The sequence below is a fragment of the Methylobacillus methanolivorans genome (assembly GCF_044751345.1).
Taxonomy (GTDB): Bacteria; Pseudomonadota; Gammaproteobacteria; order Burkholderiales; family Methylophilaceae; genus Methylobacillus; species Methylobacillus methanolivorans.
Genome location: NZ_JBIWXY010000001.1, coordinates 1,915,394 through 1,935,513 on the forward strand (window position 1 = coordinate 1,915,394; position 20,120 = coordinate 1,935,513).

The following is a 20,120-nucleotide window of genomic DNA, read 5'->3' on the forward strand; positions in this document are numbered from 1 at the left end:
GGTTAATCCGCCTGGTGTTTGAGCTTTCTTGCCGTGCGCGCCATTTCGCGATGCTGGCGCTGCATGAACTGCTTGGTGCCGTTGATGCCACGCAGCAAGAGCATATGATTACGCACGGCCACCTCGACCAATACCGCAATGTTGCGCCCGGCCGCGACCGGGATCACTACCTTGGGTACTTTCACATCGAGGATTTGCTCATGCTGGGATTTGATCTTGAGCCGATCTAGCGGCACCATGGTATCGGCCATTTCTAATTGCACGATGAGATCCAAGGGCTTGGTTGGCTTGACAGCGTTATCGCCAAACAAGGCGCGAATATTGAGCACGCCCAGCCCACGCACTTCGAGAAAATCCTGTAGCAACGGCGGGCAACGCCCTTCGAGCCGGTCAGGCGCAATACGGTAGAAATCGACAATATCATCGGCGACCAGCCGATGTCCGCGTGAAATCAACTCCAGCGCCAATTCGCTTTTACCAATGGCGGGTGTGCCCTTGATCATGAGGCCAAAGCCCTGCACCTCCATAAAAACACCATGCTGGCTTTCCGAAGCGGCAACTGCTTGCGCAAGGTAGTGGCTCAGCACATCCATCAGGCCAGGACTACGCAACGGTGAGGTAAACAAGGGCGTACTAAATTCATCCGAGGCTGCCACCAGTTCATCGGGAGCCTCTTCGCCATTGGCGACAATAATCGCGGCCAGGTCAGCAGAAAACAGATTCTTGATCGCCTGGAGCAATTCGCGCGTCTTGAGACTGCGCAGGTAATCCATTTCGGCACATCCCAGCACTTGCACGCGGTTGGGATGCACAAAATTCAGGTGTCCAACCAAGGCCAGAGATGGCTTGGTCACCGTTTCACTCGTGAGGGGGTTATCGCCGCCAGCTAACCCTGATACCCATTTCAGCTTGAGTTTGCGGCGCGTATCCTTGTAGAGCTGGGTAACACTGATTTCAGCCATGTGTGCTTAATACCTTGGAGAAAAACAGGGAGGAAACTGGCTGCCAGAGTGCCAAATCCATGCATGAATCATTGATCTGGCACTCTTTTGCAGCATTTCTAATGGGAGTTATTCAACGGCCTGCTGGTGCTTGAGGCCTCCAGATGCCTGGTTATGGTTGCTGACTTTTTCCTTGTGCTTCACCACCTGGCGATCCAGCTTGTCAGCCAACGAGTCAATCGCGCTATACATGCTTTCTGCCCCGCATTCAGCGTGCAGGTCGTTGCCCGGCACATGCAAGGTGGCTTCCGCCTTCTGCACCAGCTTCTCCACGCTCAGCGTCACTTTGAGGTCGATCACATGATCAAAGTGATTGCTAAGTCGGGCCAGCTTAGACTGCACATATTCACGCAGAGCTGGTGTAACGTCGAGATGATGTCCGGTCAGATGCAAATTCATAACGCTCTCCTTACTTGAAAAACGCGCAAATCAAAGCGACTTGCGCTGGTTGGCCGCGGGTATCTGTAGAGACTCGCGGTATTTCGCTATGGTTCTTCTTGCAACAACTATGCCTTGTTTGCCAAGGATGTCGGTAATCTGGTTATCAGACAGTGGTTTTTTCGGGTTTTCCTCGCTCACCATCTGCTTAATCAACGCACGAATCGCCGTGGCAGAGCACGCGCCACCCGATTCCGTCGCCACATGGCTGCCAAAGAAATACTTCAATTCATAGACACCACGTGGTGTGAGCATGTACTTGCGCGTTGTCACGCGTGAAACGGTGGATTCATGCAGGCCAAGCTCGTCGGCAATTTCCCGCAGCACCAATGGGCGCATGGCCACTTCACCATGCTCGAAAAAGTTGCGCTGCCTGTCTACAATCGCCTGCGAGACGCGCAAGATGGTGGAGAAGCGCTGCTGGATGTTCTTGATCATCCATTTGGCCTCCTGCATCTGGCTCATGAGATATTGACTCGAACTATCGCGGTTGCGTTTCAGGATACCGGCATACAGCTGGTTGATACGCAGCTTGGGCACGACCTCATCATTGAGGCTGGCAATCCAGATGCCCTTGATCTTCTTCACCACGATCTCGTGCTGAATGTAATGATCCGAGGTGATATGACTGAACTCGCCGCCTGGACGAGGATTAAGCTGGGTCACCAGTTGCTGCACGGTTTTCAGCACATCGTCATCGCAATGCAGCAGCTTACGCAAGCGCGTGTAGTCGCGACTCGCAAGCAAGGGCAAATGTTGCTCGGCAACCTTGATGGCCAGATCAACATAAGGCGTATCTTCTGGCAGCGCACGCAGTTGCAGCGCGAGGCACTCTGCCAGGTTACGTGCACCGATACCGGGCGGATCAAGGTTCTGGATATGCTTGAGCGCGGTTTCCAGCTCGAGCTGGTCAATTTCCAGCTCTTCCGGCATCAACTCTGCCAGTTCCTCCAGGGATTGCTCCAGATAACCATCATCATTGATGGCATCCACCAGCACCATCGCCAGGGTTTGGTCACGCTCAGATAACGGCAGCAGCTTGATCTGGCTTAACAGGTGCTCACGCAGGGTGAGATTGACCGCCTCCTGGAAGCTGAAGTCATTGTCATCATCATTGTTGGCACCGCCCTCTTCCCAGCGGTTGCTGCCCTGGAAAGATTCAAAATAATCATCGCCACCACCAAATTCATCAACGCGCGGCACATCTTCGCTCGCAGGCGCGGGTGTATCGCTGGCTGGTGTAGCGACCGCGACATCCGGTGCGGGGCTATAACTTTCCGACATTTCAGCCACACCATCAGGGCCATCAACACGCTCCAGCAATGGATTGGCCTGCAACAGCGACTCCAGCTCCTGATTAAGCTCCTGTGAAGACAGTTGCAACAGCTTGATCGACTGCTGCAACTGCGGCGTCAATGCCAGGTTCTGGGAAAATTTTAGCTGTAGACTTTGTTTCATCTCTCTAATTCTGCTTTGACTACAGGCGGAAATCCTTGCCCAAGTAAACTTCTCTGACACTTTCGTTATGGATGATCTCGCCGGGTTTGCCTGATGCAAAGACACGGCCTTCATTCACGATATAAGCCCGATCACAGATGCCCAATGTTTCACGCACATTATGGTCAGTAATCAACACCCCGATGTTACGCTCCGTCAGAAAACGTACGATCTTCTGAATATCCAGCACCGCAATCGGGTCAATCCCGGCAAAAGGCTCATCCAGCAAAATAAAGCTGGGGTTGGTTGCCAAGCATCGGGCAATTTCCACGCGGCGACGCTCACCGCCGGATAAACTCACCGCCATGCTGTTGCGTATATGGGTGATATGGAGTTCTTGCAGCAGGGATTCAAGCTGCTCCTTTTGCTGCTCAGCCGTCATGTCTTGCAACTCGAGGATCGCCTGGATATTTTCTGTCACCGTCATCTTGCGGAAGATTGAAGGCTCCTGGGGGAGATAGGCCAAGCCCATGCGTGCACGCTGATGGATAGGCATGCGGCTCAAATCCTTGCCGTCGAGCAAGATGCGTCCGCCATCTAGGGGGACCAAACCCACCATCATGTAGAAACTGGTGGTTTTACCCGCGCCGTTTGGCCCCAGCAAGCCCACCACTTCACCACTATTGAGTTGCAGCGAAATATCCTGCACTACCGTGCGGGACTTATATTTCTTGCGCAAACTTTCTACGATTAATTCACTCATTTATGCAATATCTATCGATGCCATCTCTAATCAAACACAGTACCCTGGCCCCTTTATCACCAGACCACTGCGCTTATCATCAGTTTCAGGGAGTCTCTGTGGCTGGCTTCTTCTTGGGCTGAATAATGGCGCGCACACGTCCTGTCGGCGTTGCAGGTGTCGCTGCCTGGGAGCCACCGCTGATCACCTCGGCATATTCAGCGTTCGCGTCATACATGATGTAGTCGCCATGCACGATATCCTCACCGCGCTTGACCCATGCCTTGGTAAATAACTGCACCTTGTCCATGCGTCCATCATACTCTATCCGCTGACCACTGCCTTCCATGTATTCGTTCTTGCCATCACGCTTCTGCTTAAAGGTGGTTGGGTTGCCATAAGAGGTGCTGTGCTGAAAGCCTTCCTTGTCTTCACGCACAACCAGCTTGTCGCCACGGATCACCAATGTACCCTGGGTCAGGATCACATTCCCGGTATAGGTACTGGTCTTCTTAGCATCATTCACCTGTACCGAATCAGCCTCCAACTCAATCGGTTTATCCCGGTCTGCCTTTTCGGCATAGGCAGTCGCTGACAACATGCCGATCAATAGGGCAGGCAATAAAGAACAACGCAAGTTGCGCATAGGGTCTCCGCTGAAGAATATCGTTCTATTTGGTTTTAGTTGGCTGCTTGGCATTTTTGCTATTCCCGGCTGGGGTAGATTTGCTGGCCTTGCTCGCCGCTGGCTTGGCGGCGGCCTGCCTAGGCTTGCTGGCGGCCTTGGGCTTACTTGCCTGCGGCTTGGCCGCTGGGCGCTCATAATGGCTACGCACTCGCTTATTGAGCTGTATGGTTTGATTCTTCTTGTCGTAATACATCCCCACCGCATGCACGACACTCTTGGGCCCTTGGGTAATGACCACTGGCTGGTCGGTAGATGCGATTTCCTTATCCGGCTCCACGCGCAGGTATTGCGTTGTCAACGTCATCTCTGGGCGATCAGCAAAGGCAGGCCTGACCACACGCACATCATCGCGAAACTCGACCACATCGCCCTTGCTGGACACATGGCCGCGCTTGCCTTCAATCGTCGTTGTCGGCTTGCCAACGCCAAATTGGGTGAAATGTGGATTGGTCAGCTCGGTGCTGTCATCATCCGGGTAATGCCGCATTTCAGATGCCTTGAGGATATGGCTGATCGCCCCCGTTGCATCAGTCTTAGTCGTGACAAAATTGTTCAGGATGTAATCCGGGTCGTGACGTGTCGTCCCATCCACGCGCGGCTCCGGTGGCTGCACCGTACGATCGATCCACAGCGTGATCAAGGCCAACAGGCCCAGCACGGCTAGTGGAAACAGAATGGTATTGGTACGTCCTTGCATATCGCTTGATTACTTCAAATAAGGCGCCATTTGGGCATCAAACGTGCCTTGCGCCTTCATCAGCATCTCACAGACTTCACGCACCGCGCCAAAGCCTGCCTGACGCTCGGTCGTGTAGTGGGCATATTCCTTCACTAGCGGCATGGCATGCGGCACGGTGATTGCCAGGCCAGCACGCCGCATGGGCGGGATATCAATGACGTCATCGCCCATGAACAAGCACTCTTCAGCAGAAACCCCCTGCTTTTCCAGCAAGTCGTTGAATGCCTCGAGTTTGTCATCAATGCCCTGGTAGATAATGCTGACGCCAGTGTTCTCGGCACGCTTGACCACAACATTGGACTTGCGCCCCGTGATATACGCCATACGGATGCCAGTGTTCTTGAGCATCTTCATGCCCAGGCCATCCTGTGAATGGAACACTTTATATTCCAGGCCATCATCACCCAGCATCAAGCCACCATTGGTCAAAATACCATCCACGTCGAACACTGCTACCTTGATGCGCTTTGCGCGCTCTTCTACTGAAACCACGTTCTATACCACCTTTGCCATCAAGAGGTCGTGCATATTGAGTGCACCAACCAGGTTACCTTGCTGATCAACGACCAGCAGGCTGCTAATTGAATATTGCTCCATCAATGCCACGGCATCGACAGCCAATTGTTCGGGCGCAATTGTCTGCGGGTCAGCATGCATCACATCCCCCATGCTCGTGCCGTGAATATCAATCCCAGCCTCAAAAGCACGGCGCAAATCACCATCCGTGAAAATCCCGACGGGCTTGCCTGCCTCATCGAGCACAGCCGTCATGCCCAAGCCCTTGCGCGACATTTCCAGCAAGCCATCCTTGAGGCTACTGACGCGAGGTATTCCAGGCACATCATCGCCACTACGCATCACATCCTGCACATGCAGCAACAAGCGGCGACCAATGGAGCCACCGGGGTGTGCCAGCGCAAAATCCTCGCGGGAGAATCCGCGTTGATCAAGCAAGGTCACCGCCAAGGCATCACCCAATGCCAGCGCCGCTGTAGTACTAGCGGTAGGCGCTAGGCCCAGCGGACAAGCCTCTTGGGTCACGTGAGCATCAAGGAAAACAGCGGCTGCCTTGGATAGGGTCGAATGACGATTCCCTGAAATACTGATAATGGGCGTGCCAATACGCTTCAATGGCGGTAGTAGCGCCAGCAACTCATCCGCCTCGCCCGAGTTAGACAAGGCAATCACCACATCATCCTGCGTGATCATGCCCAAATCACCATGGCTGGCCTCGGCAGGATGCATGAAAAAAGCGGGGGTACCCGTGCTGGCAAGCGTCGCAGCAATCTTGTTGCCGATATGGCCAGACTTGCCGATGCCGGTCACGACAACTCGGCCCCGGCATTGTAAAATAAGCTCGACTGCGTTGACGAAGCTGTCATCCAGGCGCTCGGCCAATGCCTGAACCTCGCGCGCCTCGATGGACAATACCTCGCGCGCCAGTTGCAGTGGTGCAGTTGCGCTATTGCTTGTCTTTAACTTGGAAATTCCCATATGTGCCAAGTATAAAAGGGAATGTTCCCTGAATAAAGGATATGCCGGCAAAGTCGGCATAATTTTTGCGTGATTAATTTATTTAAGTTTGACCGCCGCCCTGACCCCAACTCCCGGAAATACTACGCATGAGCCAGCATGTACTGATTGCAGGTGGGGGTATTGTAGGCTGCTTAACCGCGATGCAGTTGGTTGCCAGAGGCTGTAAAGTCACCATTGTCGAACGCAACAAAATCGCCAGCCAAACATCCGGAGAATCCTCCTGGGCCGGCACAGGCATCATGTTCCCGCTATTGCCGTGGATGTATTCAGACCATGTGAATACGCTCACGCATTACGGTGCATCATGCTATGCCGATATTTGCTCGCGCCTGTTCCAGGAAACCGGCATTGATCCGCAGATGCTGAATTCCGGCTTTCTGTTATTACCGCCATTTGACCGTGAGGCTGCACTGGCCTGGTGTGAGCGCTACCAAGTCAAGGTCGAAGAAGCCAGCGCCGCAGCCTTTGGCATCACCTCACCCAGTGGCGACCAAGCTCTGTGGCTACCCGAAATCAACCAGGTTCGCCCACCCTGCCTGATGCACGCATTACGCACATGGCTAGAAAACCATCATGTCAGGTTGCTTGAACACACCGAGCTCAAGCCACTCCCCCAAGACACTACTCGCTTGAAGTCATGGCAGACCACAACCGGCGAATGGCTGGAAGCCGACCGTTTCATCGTGACATCTGGCGCATGGAGCTTTGAGCTGCTAAAGGAAGTGGCGAGCAAACTACAAATCAAGCCCATGCGTGGGCAAATCCTGCTGTACAAACCTGAGCACAATCCCAGTACTGTGGTGTTCCGTGAAGATTTCTACTTAGTGCCGCGCCAGGATGGCTACCTGCTGGCTGGTAGTACCCTGGAAGACGTCGGCTTTGATGCATCCACCACCGATAGCGTACGCGAAGAGATACGTGCCAAGGCAGCAGCCCTGTTGCCCGAACTCCAACATCAGCCCATCATCAAGCACTGGAGCGGATTACGCCCCGGGACCCCTGAAAACCTGCCCGTCATCGGCCCGCATCCTGCCGTAGAAAACCTTTACCTCAACACCGGGCACTTTCGCTACGGACTCACGATGGGGCCAGGTAGTGCCAGCTTGGTAGCAGCCTTGGTGTGCGGTGAAAAACCCTGGACGGATCCCACGCCTTTCTCCCTGCCACAATAAGCTGGCAAAACGAAGTTTCTCATGATCAGCCGCACCCTGATCATGACTGATTTCGAGAATGATTCGCGCTACCTCAGCATTTTTTTTCTTATGGCAAAATGCTTCTCAACCTTTACCAACCAAACACAAAAAGGAATAAGCATGGCACATCAACTTCCTCCGCTTCCTTACGCCAAGGATGCCCTGGAGCCCGTCATTTCTGCTGAGACGATTGAATACCACTACGGCAAGCACCACCAGACTTATGTGACCAACCTCAACAACCTGATCCAGGGTACAGAGTTTGAAAACGCCAGCCTGGAAGACATTGTCAAGAAATCCTCCGGCGGCATTTTCAACAACGCAGCCCAGGTCTGGAATCACACTTTCTACTGGAACGGCTTCAAGCCCAACGGTGGTGGTGAACCTACTGGCGAGTTGGCAGAGGCCATCAACAAGGCATTTGGCTCTTTTGAAGAATTCAAGAAGCAATTCACGCAAAAAGCTATCACCACATTTGGCGCAGGCTGGGCATGGCTGGTCAAGAATGCAGACGGTAGCCTGAGTCTGGAAAGCACCAGCAACGCTGAAACACCCCTGACCAAGGGCCAAACGCCATTGTTGACGATTGATGTATGGGAACACGCCTATTACGTTGATTACCGCAACGCACGTCCAAAATATGCTGAAGAGTTCTGGAACATCATCAACTGGGACTTCGTCGCTGCAAACTTCAAGGGCTAAGCCCTGACACGCGGTGCATCCGCGACTGCAAAGTATTATGCTCAAGGACTAGGCAATGCCTAGTCCTTGTCATTTCAACATTTCATCATATGCTGCTAGAATCGCAACCATGTTGCGTAAATGGCTGCTCATTACACTCCTTCCTTTCTTGCTGCTTTTTGGCCAGCAAGCATTGTTTGCGCACGAAATTTCCCACCTTGGCGATGCCGTACCATACTCACAAGACCAGGCACCGCATGTCAGCTTCTGTAGCCAATGTCTTGCCATCAGCGGATTAGGCAGCGCCTTACCTAGCACGCCCAGCAGCATTCTCGTCCATACTCCACCACTACTTGCAGAAACAAAGCAGGTGCTGGTCAAGCATACCAGCCCTCTCCACGCCTATATCTCGCGCGCGCCTCCCGCAGTCATGACAAGCTCCTCCCGATAAGGGACATTTAATCATTCACCATGCAGGACATGTATTGCCTTGAGCATGCCGCCTGCCTATTAGCTTGACTGCGAGAATCCTCATGCGACCGACTTCACCGGCATTTTTGCCAAAAAAACTGTTATCCGCCCTCACACTGGCACTTGGCAGCATCACTGCACAAGCGGCTGACGATATCAAGTTACCCACCATTGCCGTCACCGCCAACCCGCTGGGAGTGGCTTCTGACGAGCTGGTCGTCCCCGTCTCCACACTGAGTGGACGCGACCTCACCCTGCAACGCGAAAGCACCCTGGGTGAAACCCTGAAATTTATTCCCGGCGTCTCTTCCACCAACTTCGGCCCCAATGCTTCCCGCCCCATCATCCGCGGCCTAGATGGTGAGCGTGTGCGCATCATGCAAAATGGCGTCAGCATCCTTGATGCCTCTAGCCTCAGTTTCGACCATGCAGTGGCGATTGACCCGCTGGTGATCGAACAGATCGACGTCGTGCGCGGCCCGGCAGCATTGCTGTATGGTGGTAGCGCTGTTGGCGGCGTGGTCAATGCCATCGACCACCGCATCCCCAAACAAGCAATCGACGGCGTTACTGGTCGTAGCGAAGTACGTTTCGGCGGTGCCGAGAATCAAAAAAATGGCGCCGTGGTGCTGGATGCAGGTAATGGCGTACTCACGCTGCATGCCGATGCCTACAAGCGTAAGACTGATGACCTGGATATCCCAGGCTATGCTGTTTCGCGCCGTAAAAGCGAAGCCACGGGTGAAGAGCGAGAGCACAAAGGCAGGTTGGTCAACAGTGCCTCAGATGCCGATGGCGGCGCAGTGGGTGCATCGATTGCGCTCGATAACGGCTATGTCGGCTTGTCTTACTCGACTTTCAACAACAAATACGGCACCGTTGCGGAATCGGATGTCCTCATCGACATGAAGAGTGATCGCTGGGACTTTACCTCAGAGCTGCGCGACCTGGGGAATATCATCACCAAGGTGAAAGTCCGCATGGCCTACACTGACTACAAGCACCAGGAATTGGAAGATGGCGAAGTCAGCACTACCTTCAAGAACCGTGGTGTCGAGGGCTCCATTGAAGCCTCACACGGCAACATTGGCCCCTTGAGTGGCGTCATCGGCCTGCAGTTCAGGGACACTAAATTCCAGGCATTGGGCGAAGAGGCCTTCGTGCCATCGAATCGCACCAAGACCCGTGCGGTTTACGTTTACGAAGAGCTTCCTCTTGATGCCCTCAAGCTGACCTTTGGCGGGCGCATTGAGCATGCTGAGCTCGACTCCAATGGCGGCGATAAATTCGGCCCCAGCCAATCGCGCTCATTCACGCCTTATAGCTTTGCCACCGGCGGGCTATTCAAGCTTGATGAGCAATGGTCCATCAGCACCAACCTTTCGCACAATGAGCGAGCACCCAGCTATTTTGAGCTGTTTGCCAATGGCGTCCATGTTGCTACCGATCAATACGAGCTCGGCACCGATGCACTCGACAAGGAGCGCTCCAATGGTATCGATACCCAGTTACGCTGGAAGCAGAATCACAACTCCTTCACTTTAGGCGCCTATTACACCCGCTTCAGCAATTTCATTGGCCTGTTTAATACTGGCAACCTGGTCAATGAAGAAGGTGAAACTGGCCAGGTCGACTCCACCATTGCAGAGGCTCAATTCAGCTCGGCCAAGGCAGTGTTCAAGGGCTTGGAGGCCGAAGGCAAGTTCCGCGTCTACGAGACCGTTGGCGCATTGGATTTGTACCTGCGTGGCGACTATGTGCGCGCCACCAACCGCGACACCGGCGAGCCACTGCCACGCATTTCTCCACTGAAGCTGGGATTTGGTCTTGATTATCGCTTTAACCAGTTCGGCTCCAGGCTGGATGTGCTGCGCGCCTTCAAGCAAGACCGTACCGCGGACAACGAGCTACCCACCGATGGCTATACCTTGGTCAATGCCACCGTGACCTACAAGTTGCCGACCTCGGAAAGATTCCAGCTCGAAGCCTTTGCCAAGGCTTACAACCTGCTGGATCAGACCATCCGTGAGCATACCTCCATCCTCAAGGACATCGCGCCTCTGGGTGGTCGCTCTATCCTCATCGGCTTGCGCGGCGACTTCTAAGCCTATCCCCGTGTGGTGTCCTCGCACCACACGACTGCTTGCGCTATGATGTCGATCTTGATTCACTCATTAAGATCGACATCATGGCACGTACCGTTTTCTGCGTTAAGTTAGGCCGCAATGCTGATGGCCTGGACTTTCCCCCTTACCCTGGCGAGCTTGGCAAGCGTATTTACGAACATGTTTCCAAGGAAGCCTGGGCTGGCTGGCTCAAGCAACAAACCATGCTGGTCAATGAAAACCGCCTGAGCCTGGCTGATCCGCAAGCACGCAAATATCTTAGCCAGCAGACAGAAGCCTATTTCTTCGGTGAAGGTGCAGACACCGCCTCAGGCTATGTACCACCTAATAGTTGAACCATTTTTCATTAAACTGTCATATTGCGGGCATACAGTGAGGTTTTTATCATGTTGCCCGTCAAATTGAGTCCCGAATATTTTATCAATCGCGAACTAGGCATACTCGCCTTCAATCGTCGCGTCTTGGCCCAGGCTGAGGATGAAAGCATCCCACTGCTTGAGCGCCTCAAGTTTCTCTGTATTTTCAGCAGCAACATGGATGAGTTCTTCGAGGTACGTGTTGCAGGCCTCAAGAACCAGATCAAATACAACTCACCACACGTCGGGGCCGACGGCATGTTGCCCAAGCAGGCGCTAGCCAAGGTCAGCAGCGTAGCGCACGAATTTGTAGATCACCAATACAAGATCCTCAACGAAGTTGTACTGCCACAATTGGCAGCACAAGAAATCCGCTTTATCCGCCGCGGGCACTGGAACGATGTGCAACGTGAATGGATCGCGGCTTATTTCTTCCGTGAGCTGATGCCTATCTTGACACCTATCGGCCTGGATCCGGCACACCCTTTCCCACGCGTGCTCAACAAGAGCTTGAATTTTGCTGTAGAGCTGGAAGGCAAGGACGCATTTGGACGCAATTCCGGCGTCGCCATCGTACAGGCTCCGCGCGCACTGCCACGCGTTATCCGCCTGCCACGCGACATCGCTGGATGTGATCACGGTTTCGTCTTCCTTTCTTCCATCCTGCATGCCCATGTCAACGAACTGTTCTCTGGCATGACGGTCAAGGGCTGCTACCAGTTCCGCGTCACACGCGATAGCGACCTGATCCTGGATGATGAAGAGACCAAGGATTTACGCCTGGCATTACAAGGCGAACTGACCCACCGTCAATATGGCGATGCCGTGCGCCTGGAAGTAGCCGATAGCTGCCCAGCAGAAATGTCAGCCTTCCTCCTCGGGCAATTCGGCCTGGGCCAGGATGATCTTTATCAAGTTAATGGCCTCGTCAATCTGGTACGGCTCATGCAAATCCCGGATAGTGTGGATCGCCCAGACTTGAAGTATCCACTGTATACACCCAGCCTACCCAAGGAGCTGGCCAAGGATACCGACATCTTCAAGGCCATCCGCAAGCAGGACATTCTGCTGCATCACCCTTTCCAGTCGTTCAACCCGGTAGTCGAGTTCATCAAGCAAGCTGCGGAAGACCCGCAAGTCCTGGCGATCAAGCAAACCTTCTATCGCACCAGCGCAGACTCCACCTTGATGAAGTCACTCATTGATGCGGCGCAGCGCGGCAAGGAAGTCACTGTTGTAGTAGAGCTGTTGGCGCGTTTTGATGAAGAAGCCAACATCAACTGGGCCGCCCAGCTGGAAAACGCAGGTGCTCACGTGGTATACGGCGTCGTCGGCCACAAAACCCATGCCAAGATGGCCATGGTAGTACGCCGCGACGATGACAAGCTGCGCCGCTACGTTCACGTTGCCACTGGCAATTATCACCAGCGCACAGCACGCCTTTACACCGATTTTGGCTTACTCACCTGCCAGGATGAGATCAGCGAAGACGTCAATGACGTGTTTGCCCAGCTCACAGGCCTGGGCAAAGCCTCCAAGTTACGCCACCTGTGGCAATCACCCTTTACCCTGCACCAGCGCACTGTCAAGGCGATACAGAACGAGGCCGAGATTGCCAAGTCAGGCAAGAAAGCACGCATCATCGCCAAGATGAATGCACTGCTGGATCCTGACGTCATTCGTGCTTTGTATGATGCTTCTTGCGCAGGCGTGCAGATTGAGTTGATTGTGCGTGGTGTTTGCGCACTGCGGCCAGGCATACCTGGTGTTTCGGAGAACATCAAGGTACGCTCGATCGTGGGCCGTTTCCTGGAGCATACCCGCATCTTTTATTTTTATGATAATGGTGCGGAACACATCTATCTCTCCAGTGCTGATTGGATGTACCGCAATTTCTTCCGCCGCATCGAGGTCTGCTTCCCCTTGCTGGATGCCAGGGTCAAGAAGCGCGTCTTCAAGGAAGGTCTTGAGCCTTACCTTAAGGACAACTCCAACGCCTGGGAAATGCTGCCAGATGGTAGCTATGAACAGAAACCGAGCCGTCGTGCCAGCTTCTCTGCGCAGCAATTCCTCATGACGGAATATGGCCAGGAAGTATTACCAGATATCTAATCTTGATATTGCTTGCAATAAACGAATAAGGCCGCGTTAAACGCGGCCTTATTCGTTTTTGATCAATCATGCAGAAAAATCTTGAAAGAAACTCTGTGTCGCTCAGGAACCCAAACTTAAGCTCAGACCAACCTCTTTCCAGTAGGCAACTTCATTGAGCAGCTCTGCCTCGGTCAGGGGATTTTCCTTCAACCAATCCGAATCTATCTCCAGCTGGTAGCCAGTTTTCGTGATAGAGAGCACTAGGTCTGGACGATTATCCGGCTGGCGATTGCGGTGGAACAAGACTGCCAGGCGCAAGATAAGGACCAATAAGAGGCGATCCTGGTTACCCACTAGGCTCAGACTGGTGTCCAGCTTGGCTAGAGAGCGTCGATGCGCCCTGACCAACAGCCCCAGGGTTTCCTGCTCCATATTGGAAAAGCCGGGCATATCCGCATTTTCCACAATATAGGCGGAATGTTTGTGATAAGCCGCATGGGCAATCGACACGCCGATTTCATGCAAGCGTGCCGCCCAAGTCAGGTATTGCGCTGCGGTATCTTCATCCCATTGCTGCAAGAGGCCTGTACATTGGGATAGCAAGCGCAATGCCATATCACGTACCCGCTCTGCTTGGTCTGGTTCGACATGGTAACGACGCATGAAGCTGGATACCGTCACTTCACGTATATCCCGGTCATGCAAACGACCGAGCAGCTCGTAAAGTACGCCTTCACGCAAGGCACTGCTTGCCGCCGTCATACGCTCAATCTTGAGGGCATCAAATGCCGCCGTCATAATGGCCAGCCCTCCTGGCAGCACCGCTGCCCGATCTGCGCTTAACCCAGGCAATTCGATTTTCTTGATGTCCTTGACCTTGATGAGATGCTGGCGCAGAAACTCCAGCCCTTCTCTGGTGATCTCGCCTTCACTCAAACCACTCAACCGAATGATTTCTCCCAGCGCCTTGGCTGTGCCAGAGGATCCGACTGCCTCCTCCCAACCTTCAGCCACGAAGTGTTTGCGTATGCTCTGGATTTCAGCTGCCGCCGCAATGCGTGCTTGCTCAAAGGCATCCGCATTCAGCTTTCCCTCGGGAAAATAGCGCAAGCTATAGCTAACACAGCCCATATACAGGCTTTCCATCTCGATCGGCTCAAGATCCTGACCAATGATGAACTCGGTAGACCCGCCGCCAATATCGATCACCAGTCGCTTATGAGTCACGGGTGGCAAACTATGGCTGACCCCGACGAAAATCATACGTGCTTCTTCGCGGCCAGCAATAATTTCAATCGGAAACCCCAATGCGGCTTGTGCTTCCGCCATCAGGTTAGGAGCATTACGCGCCACACGGAAAGTATTGGTAGCAACCGCACGCACTGCTTGTGGCGGCAAACCCCGCAAGCGTTCGCCAAACCGCTTCAGGCAATCAATCGCACGCTGCTGTGCATCAATGCTCAGGTTGTTTTTTGCATCGAGGCCTGCACCAAGACGCACAGCCTCGCGTAGGGAGTCATGAAAAATAAGATGACCGTCTGCAACCCGTGCGAGCTGCAGACGGAAACTGTTGGATCCCAGATCGACTGCCGCGATCTCTGGAAAATCGGATTTTTTGGTAGGCAAGTTCGACCTTCTTGTAAAACGGTAAAGCGTTTGCCCCCACCACAGCGACCAGCTTAGGGCTCCTGGGCTTCGCGTTCCATCTCTTGAACGGTGGTGTGGCGTACGTCTTTACCTTTTACCATGTAGATCACGTATTCGGCAATGTTCTTGGCATGATCACCAATACGCTCAATCGCCTTGGCAACAAACAACACCTCGAGTGACATGGAAATAGTACGAGGGTCTTCCAGCATGAAAGTAATCAACTGGCGCATCGCGGCACGGAACTGCTCGTCCACTTGCTCATCCTGGCGCGCTACGTCTACAGTCTTGGTCACATCCAGACGCGCAAAGGCATCCAGTGCAGTGCGCAACATTTCACGCACATGGCCAACCATGGTCTTGATCTCGTTGAAACGAGGCGTATAAAGACGACCAGACTCGGACACCTTCTGTGCAACACGCGCGATCTTGGTCGCTTCATCGCCGATGCGCTCTAGGTCGGTAATGGTCTTGACCACCATCATAATCATGCGCAAGTCACCGGCAGCAGGCTGGCGGCGGGCAATAATGTGGCTGCAGTCCTCATCCACCTGCACTTCAAGCGCATTGACCTTATGGTCATTGGCAATCACCTTGTCAGCCAAGGTGGTATTTACCGTGACCAAGGCTTCTAGCGCATTGACGATTTGCTGCTCGACCAAACCGCCCATTTCGAGCACTTTTGCACGGACTGATTCCAGCTCGGCATCGTACTGCTTGTATGTATGTTCAAATTGCATAACGCGATCCCTTCCGTGATTGAATCTGGCCGGGCTACGCTAGTCCCGACCAGGATATGAGTCAACGTTCTAGTGTAATTGCCGATTATGACAATTTCATGTTGAACTGATGCGCGTTGCTTACTTGGCGGTCAATGTCTTGACGCCATCTGCCGTTGCCAGCAGCAATACGTTCGCAGGGCGAGCTGCAAACAAGCCATTGGTCACCACACCAACGATTTCGTTGATCTTGGATTCCAGTGCCACAGGATCAGTGATGGTCAGGCCATGTACATCAAGGATCACGTTGCCGTTATCAGTCGTGAAATCACGCAGCTTGGGCTGACCGCCCAGCTTCACCAACTCACGTGCAACATATTCGCTTGCCATCGGGATCACTTCCACTGGCAGTGGGAATTTACCCAGCACTGGCACCAGTTTGCTCTGGTCGCAAATACAGATGAAATCCTTGGCACAAGCCGCCACAATCTTCTCGCGGGTCAACGCACCGCCACCACCCTTGAGCATATGCATCTGCTCGGTGATTTCATCCGCGCCATCCACATAGATTTCCATGCCATCTACATCATTGAGGTCAAACACCTGGATGCCATGACCGCGCAAGCGTTGGGCAGTCGCCTCGGAGCTCGCAACAGCGCCATCAATCCTGTCCTTGACCTTGGCCAGTTCATCAATGAAAAAATTGGCTGTAGAGCCAGTGCCGACACCAATGATGCCACCTTTTACATACTCAACGGCCGCCTTGGCAACCTGTTGCTTCAATTCGTCTTGTGTAGCCATTTATCTAAACCTTTTACCTATTTATGACCAAATCAGGGCTTGCCAACGCTGTATGAGCCAGCGCAACATGTTGCAGACCCTCTGTTTTCTTTATAATTCAGGTTCTTTGTGAACCAACCCCTCAATCATACACTGCCGCACTATACAGTGCAGCCCTGGACAGCGTCCCCAATGAAAATCGATTACCTGCAGAAAATCAAATCCGCCCGCGTTTACGATGTCGCAAGCAAAACTCCCCTGGATTTGCTCCCCAATATTTCCCGTCGCATTCATAACCAAGTCTTACTCAAGCGCGAGGATATGCAGCCCGTATTTTCATTCAAGCTGCGCGGTGCGTACAACAAGATGGCACAACTTTCCACTGAGGCATTAGCACGTGGCGTTATCACTGCTTCAGCAGGCAACCACGCCCAGGGAGTCGCCCTGGCCGCCAAGAATGCAGGCTGCCGGGCAGTGATCGTCATGCCTGTGACGACACCAACCATCAAGGTCAATGCCGTGCGCAACCGTGGTGCCGAAGTGGTGCTGTCCGGCGAATCCTATACCGACTCCTACAACCACGCGCTGAAGCTCATGGATGAGCAACAGCTCACCTTCGTGCATCCTTTCGACGACCCTGATGTGATCGCAGGGCAAGGTACCGTGGCCGTGGAAATCTTGCAGGACAACCCAGGACCGATTGAAGCGATTTTCTGCCCGGTCGGCGGCGGTGGCCTGATCGCGGGCGTGGCCGCGTATATCAAGGCAATACGCCCGGAGATCAAGATCATCGGCGTTGAGGTCAATGATGCCAATGCCATGACCCTATCGCTGCAAAAAGGTGAACGCGTTACCCTGGATCAGGTTGGGCTATTTGCAGATGGCAAGGCAGTGAAACTGGTCGGCGAGGAGACTTTCCGACTTTGCCAACAATATGTCGATGAGATGATCCTGGTTGATAACGATGCCATCTGTGCCGCTATCAAGGATGTTTTCGAGGATACACGTGCCATCCTAGAACCGACGGGTGCACTGGCGTTAGCGGGCCTCAAGGCCTACGCTCAGCAGCATCAACTGCAAGACAAAACCCTGGTCGCTGTCGCCTCTGGTGCCAATATGAGCTTTGACCGCTTGCGCTTCGTGGCAGAGCGCGCCGAGATCGGGGAAAAACGCGAGGCCGTGCTGGCGGTGACCATTCCAGAAACCCCGGGCTCATTCAAGAAATTCTGCCGCCTGATCGGCAACCGCAACATCACCGAGTTCAACTACCGTTACGCAGATGCCGCCGCGGCTCATATCTATGTTGGCGTTGCCATTCATGACCCCAGCGAATCGGGCGCATTGGTGGCGCAACTCCAGGCACATGGCCTGCCTGCACTAGACCTGAGCGACAACGAAGTCGCTAAGCTGCATTTGCGCCACCTCGTGGGCGGCCATGCACCACAAGCTGAGCATGAGCAGATCTACCGCTTTGAGTTTCCGGAAAAGCCAGGAGCCTTGATGAACTTTCTCGACAGCATGCGCCACGATTGGAATATCAGCCTGTTCCACTATCGTAACCACGGTGCAGACTTCGGCAGGGTTCTGGTCGGCATGCAGGTGCCACCGGGAGAGGAAAAGGAATTTGCCGCATTCTTGCAGAACCTGGGCTATCCATATTGGGATGAAAGCGACAACCCGGCTTACAAACTGTTTTTAGGATAATACCTAATAAAAAGCCCGCCAATTGGCGGGCTTTTTATTCACATTTTATTACTTCATTCTTAAAGACGGCGATCTCTGACGATGCGCGCTTAAGCCTTGTCAGAAATAGGCGTGCCGTAAGCGGTAATATCGTAATCGGTCAATTCATAACCCAGCTCACGTACGATCACCTTGAGACGCTCTTCAATGCCAAGGTCATAGAACTCGCGCACTTCCCCAGTGCTGGTGCTTACCAAATGGCCGTGGTGCTCTTCACCATCGTTCAACTCATAAACAGCCTTATTGTTGCCTAACTGGCTCTTCTTCAACAAGCCGGTTTGCTCGAATTGGGCCAACACGCGATATACAGTTGCCAAACCAAACTCGGAATGTTCGGTAATCAGGATGCGGTATACATCTTCAGCAGCAAGGTGGCGTTGTTCACTGTTACGGAAGATATCCAGCACCTTGAGGCGTGGCAACGTGATTTTCAGGCCACTATTTCTCAAATCCTGATGCGGATCGACTACTCCGTCTTCTTTTTTCGTTCCCACTATCATCTCCTTAATCAATTGAACCCTGACGCCGCAATAGCATATCACGCATTGTGATGATGCCAAGCATCAACATCAGGCAAGTCGTTTCATGATGGATTCCCAGTCCCTGGGATCCACCGGTGTAATCGAAAGGCGGTTGCCACGTTGCAAGATACGCAGATTCTGCAACTCAGGGGCTTCGCGTAACTCTTTCAAGCTTAATAAACGCGTTTTGCGTACCAGCTTCACATCCACATTAAACCAGCGCGGGTTTTCAGGCGTCGCCTTGGGGTCATAGTATTTATGACCCTCGATAAATTGCAGGCGGTCAGGGTAAGCCAGCTTACTCACTTCGGCAATGCCCACGATCCCCGGCTCCGCGCAATTGGAATGATAAAACAACACACCATCACCAACCTGCATCTGGTCGCGCATGAAGTTACGCGCCTGGTAATTACGCACCCCGTACCAATCTACAGTTTGATCAGGAAAGGCAGCGAGGTCATCAATCGACACGTCGGCCGGCTCGGATTTCATCAACCAGTAACGCATGAAATTCTCAAATCAATACAGATTCCGTATCATACCCCGAGTCGCATTCAAATTCAGAATCTCAGCATGACCCGCAACGTCCTTGGCACTACATTACAAGCTTGTAGCACAGACCCTCTTACCGGTTTCACTCGCAATGGGTGTTGCGAAACCGGGCCTGAAGATATTGGCAGTCATACGGTGTGTGCCATGATGACAGAAGAGTTTCTTGCTTTCTCCATCTCTCGCGGTAACGATCTCAGTACCCCCAGGCCAGAATATGGCTTCCCCGGGTTGAAACCTGGCGATCACTGGTGCCTATGCGCCTCGCGCTGGCACGAGGCTGCCGAAGCGGGCTATGCGCCTCCCGTGATTCTGGAAGCATCGCATGAGCGTGCATTGGATATTGTCAGCCTAGCCGACCTGAAATACCACGCATTGAGATAAGGTTTACTGCAATGGCTTGAAGCTCAAGACTTCAAGCATTAATGGGAGTTCCCCGCAAATGCCATCCGAACCGGCATCCTGAACCTGTACGGTTCAAGTGGTAACGACCTAAAGCTACGTTAGGTACACCCGCATCGGAGCGCGCACACTGTTACTTAACAGACCGAAACCAAAGCCAAATTTATGGTTCAAGGAATCTATGGCCCGAACAGCACCGCAGGGAACAAAGGGAAGAAGCCGGGATGATCCGGCTTCTGAAAACTTGTGGCAGTCAT

Annotated in this window: 21 protein-coding genes and 1 other RNA gene; 8 read left to right on the forward strand and 14 right to left on the reverse strand. The window is 53.3% G+C overall.

Translation table 11 applies throughout. The features are described 5' to 3' along the window. Positions 1-2: 2 nt before the first annotated feature. The 8 genes from hprK to ACIKP9_RS09120 all read right to left on the reverse strand — a co-directional run bounded on the left by hprK (position 3) and on the right by ACIKP9_RS09120 (position 6,539). The gene (gene hprK, locus ACIKP9_RS09085) at positions 3-962 is read right to left on the reverse strand and encodes an HPr(Ser) kinase/phosphatase (RefSeq protein ID WP_230348196.1); all 960 of its coding nucleotides are present in this window, start codon (positions 960-962) and stop codon (positions 3-5) included. 108 nt (positions 963-1,070) lie between these two features. Continuing rightward, positions 1,071-1,400: a ribosome hibernation-promoting factor, HPF/YfiA family gene (hpf, locus tag ACIKP9_RS09090; RefSeq protein ID WP_230348197.1), complete on the reverse strand. Its 330-nt coding sequence runs from the start codon at positions 1,398-1,400 to the stop codon at positions 1,071-1,073. Between the two features lie 30 nt (positions 1,401-1,430). Then, positions 1,431-2,897 (reverse strand): RNA polymerase factor sigma-54, encoded by a 1,467-nt coding sequence (locus ACIKP9_RS09095; protein ID WP_400881617.1) that lies wholly within the window; start codon positions 2,895-2,897, stop codon positions 1,431-1,433. 19 nt (positions 2,898-2,916) lie between these two features. Next, positions 2,917-3,639, reverse strand: coding sequence for an LPS export ABC transporter ATP-binding protein (gene lptB / locus ACIKP9_RS09100; RefSeq protein WP_400881619.1), 723 nt, complete (start codon positions 3,637-3,639; stop codon positions 2,917-2,919). Between the two features lie 85 nt (positions 3,640-3,724). Next, the gene (lptA, locus tag ACIKP9_RS09105; RefSeq protein WP_400881621.1) at positions 3,725-4,264 is read right to left on the reverse strand and encodes a lipopolysaccharide transport periplasmic protein LptA; all 540 of its coding nucleotides are present in this window, start codon (positions 4,262-4,264) and stop codon (positions 3,725-3,727) included. A 25-nt stretch (positions 4,265-4,289) separates the two neighbouring features. Continuing rightward, complete coding sequence (lptC, locus tag ACIKP9_RS09110; protein WP_400881623.1) at positions 4,290-5,003, reverse strand: LPS export ABC transporter periplasmic protein LptC; 714 nt, start codon at positions 5,001-5,003, stop codon at positions 4,290-4,292. Positions 5,004-5,012: 9 nt separating this feature from the next. Further along, positions 5,013-5,537, reverse strand: coding sequence for a KdsC family phosphatase (locus ACIKP9_RS09115; RefSeq protein WP_230348201.1), 525 nt, complete (start codon positions 5,535-5,537; stop codon positions 5,013-5,015). 3 nt (positions 5,538-5,540) lie between these two features. Next, positions 5,541-6,539, reverse strand: coding sequence for a KpsF/GutQ family sugar-phosphate isomerase (locus ACIKP9_RS09120; RefSeq protein WP_400881625.1), 999 nt, complete (start codon positions 6,537-6,539; stop codon positions 5,541-5,543). A gap of 128 nt (positions 6,540-6,667) precedes the next feature. Between ACIKP9_RS09120 and ACIKP9_RS09125 the strand changes: the two genes are divergently transcribed. From ACIKP9_RS09125 to ppk1, 6 genes are all read left to right on the forward strand, one after another. Further along, a complete protein-coding gene (locus ACIKP9_RS09125) occupies positions 6,668-7,753 on the forward strand; it encodes an NAD(P)/FAD-dependent oxidoreductase (RefSeq protein ID WP_400881627.1) in 1,086 nt (361 codons plus the stop codon). Between the two features lie 141 nt (positions 7,754-7,894). After that, positions 7,895-8,476, forward strand: coding sequence for a superoxide dismutase (locus tag ACIKP9_RS09130; protein WP_400881629.1), 582 nt, complete (start codon positions 7,895-7,897; stop codon positions 8,474-8,476). 109 nt (positions 8,477-8,585) lie between these two features. Continuing rightward, entirely contained in the window at positions 8,586-8,906 is a 321-nt protein-coding gene (locus ACIKP9_RS09135; protein ID WP_400881631.1) for a hypothetical protein, read from the forward strand. An 82-nt stretch (positions 8,907-8,988) separates the two neighbouring features. Continuing rightward, positions 8,989-11,031 (forward strand): TonB-dependent receptor, encoded by a 2,043-nt coding sequence (locus ACIKP9_RS09140; protein ID WP_400881633.1) that lies wholly within the window; start codon positions 8,989-8,991, stop codon positions 11,029-11,031. Between the two features lie 83 nt (positions 11,032-11,114). Further along, on the forward strand, positions 11,115-11,387 hold the full coding sequence (locus tag ACIKP9_RS09145) for an oxidative damage protection protein (RefSeq protein ID WP_400881635.1): 273 nt from the start codon (positions 11,115-11,117) through the stop codon (positions 11,385-11,387). A 51-nt stretch (positions 11,388-11,438) separates the two neighbouring features. Beyond that, a complete protein-coding gene (gene ppk1 / locus ACIKP9_RS09150) occupies positions 11,439-13,520 on the forward strand; it encodes a polyphosphate kinase 1 (RefSeq protein ID WP_400881637.1) in 2,082 nt (693 codons plus the stop codon). A gap of 102 nt (positions 13,521-13,622) precedes the next feature. On the opposite strand, the gene ppx is transcribed toward ppk1, so the two are convergent. The 3 genes from ppx to rpiA all read right to left on the reverse strand — a co-directional run bounded on the left by ppx (position 13,623) and on the right by rpiA (position 16,669). Next, complete coding sequence (gene ppx / locus ACIKP9_RS09155; RefSeq protein ID WP_400881639.1) at positions 13,623-15,128, reverse strand: exopolyphosphatase; 1,506 nt, start codon at positions 15,126-15,128, stop codon at positions 13,623-13,625. Positions 15,129-15,181: 53 nt separating this feature from the next. After that, on the reverse strand, positions 15,182-15,889 hold the full coding sequence (gene phoU, locus ACIKP9_RS09160) for a phosphate signaling complex protein PhoU (RefSeq protein WP_230348210.1): 708 nt from the start codon (positions 15,887-15,889) through the stop codon (positions 15,182-15,184). A 120-nt stretch (positions 15,890-16,009) separates the two neighbouring features. Continuing rightward, complete coding sequence (rpiA, locus tag ACIKP9_RS09165; RefSeq protein ID WP_400881642.1) at positions 16,010-16,669, reverse strand: ribose-5-phosphate isomerase RpiA; 660 nt, start codon at positions 16,667-16,669, stop codon at positions 16,010-16,012. Between the two features lie 171 nt (positions 16,670-16,840). Here rpiA and ilvA point away from each other — a divergent pair, with 171 nt between their 5' ends. Beyond that, entirely contained in the window at positions 16,841-18,352 is a 1,512-nt protein-coding gene (gene ilvA / locus ACIKP9_RS09170) for a threonine ammonia-lyase, biosynthetic (protein ID WP_400881644.1), read from the forward strand. A gap of 89 nt (positions 18,353-18,441) precedes the next feature. Here ilvA and ACIKP9_RS09175 read toward each other — a convergent pair whose 3' ends face one another. Together ACIKP9_RS09175 and ACIKP9_RS09180 are read right to left on the reverse strand one after the other, a co-directional pair. Continuing rightward, positions 18,442-18,885, reverse strand: coding sequence for a transcriptional repressor (locus ACIKP9_RS09175; protein WP_230348213.1), 444 nt, complete (start codon positions 18,883-18,885; stop codon positions 18,442-18,444). Positions 18,886-18,960: 75 nt separating this feature from the next. Next, positions 18,961-19,419, reverse strand: a complete 459-nt coding sequence (locus ACIKP9_RS09180; protein ID WP_400881646.1) for an EVE domain-containing protein — start codon at positions 19,417-19,419, stop codon at positions 18,961-18,963. A 66-nt stretch (positions 19,420-19,485) separates the two neighbouring features. Here ACIKP9_RS09180 and ACIKP9_RS09185 point away from each other — a divergent pair, with 66 nt between their 5' ends. Next, complete coding sequence (locus tag ACIKP9_RS09185; RefSeq protein WP_400881648.1) at positions 19,486-19,845, forward strand: DUF2237 family protein; 360 nt, start codon at positions 19,486-19,488, stop codon at positions 19,843-19,845. 45 nt (positions 19,846-19,890) lie between these two features. Here the strand turns inward: ACIKP9_RS09185 and ssrS are convergent. Further along, positions 19,891-20,071, reverse strand: a non-coding RNA gene (ssrS, locus tag ACIKP9_RS13505) — 6S RNA. Positions 20,072-20,120 lie beyond the last annotated feature (49 nt).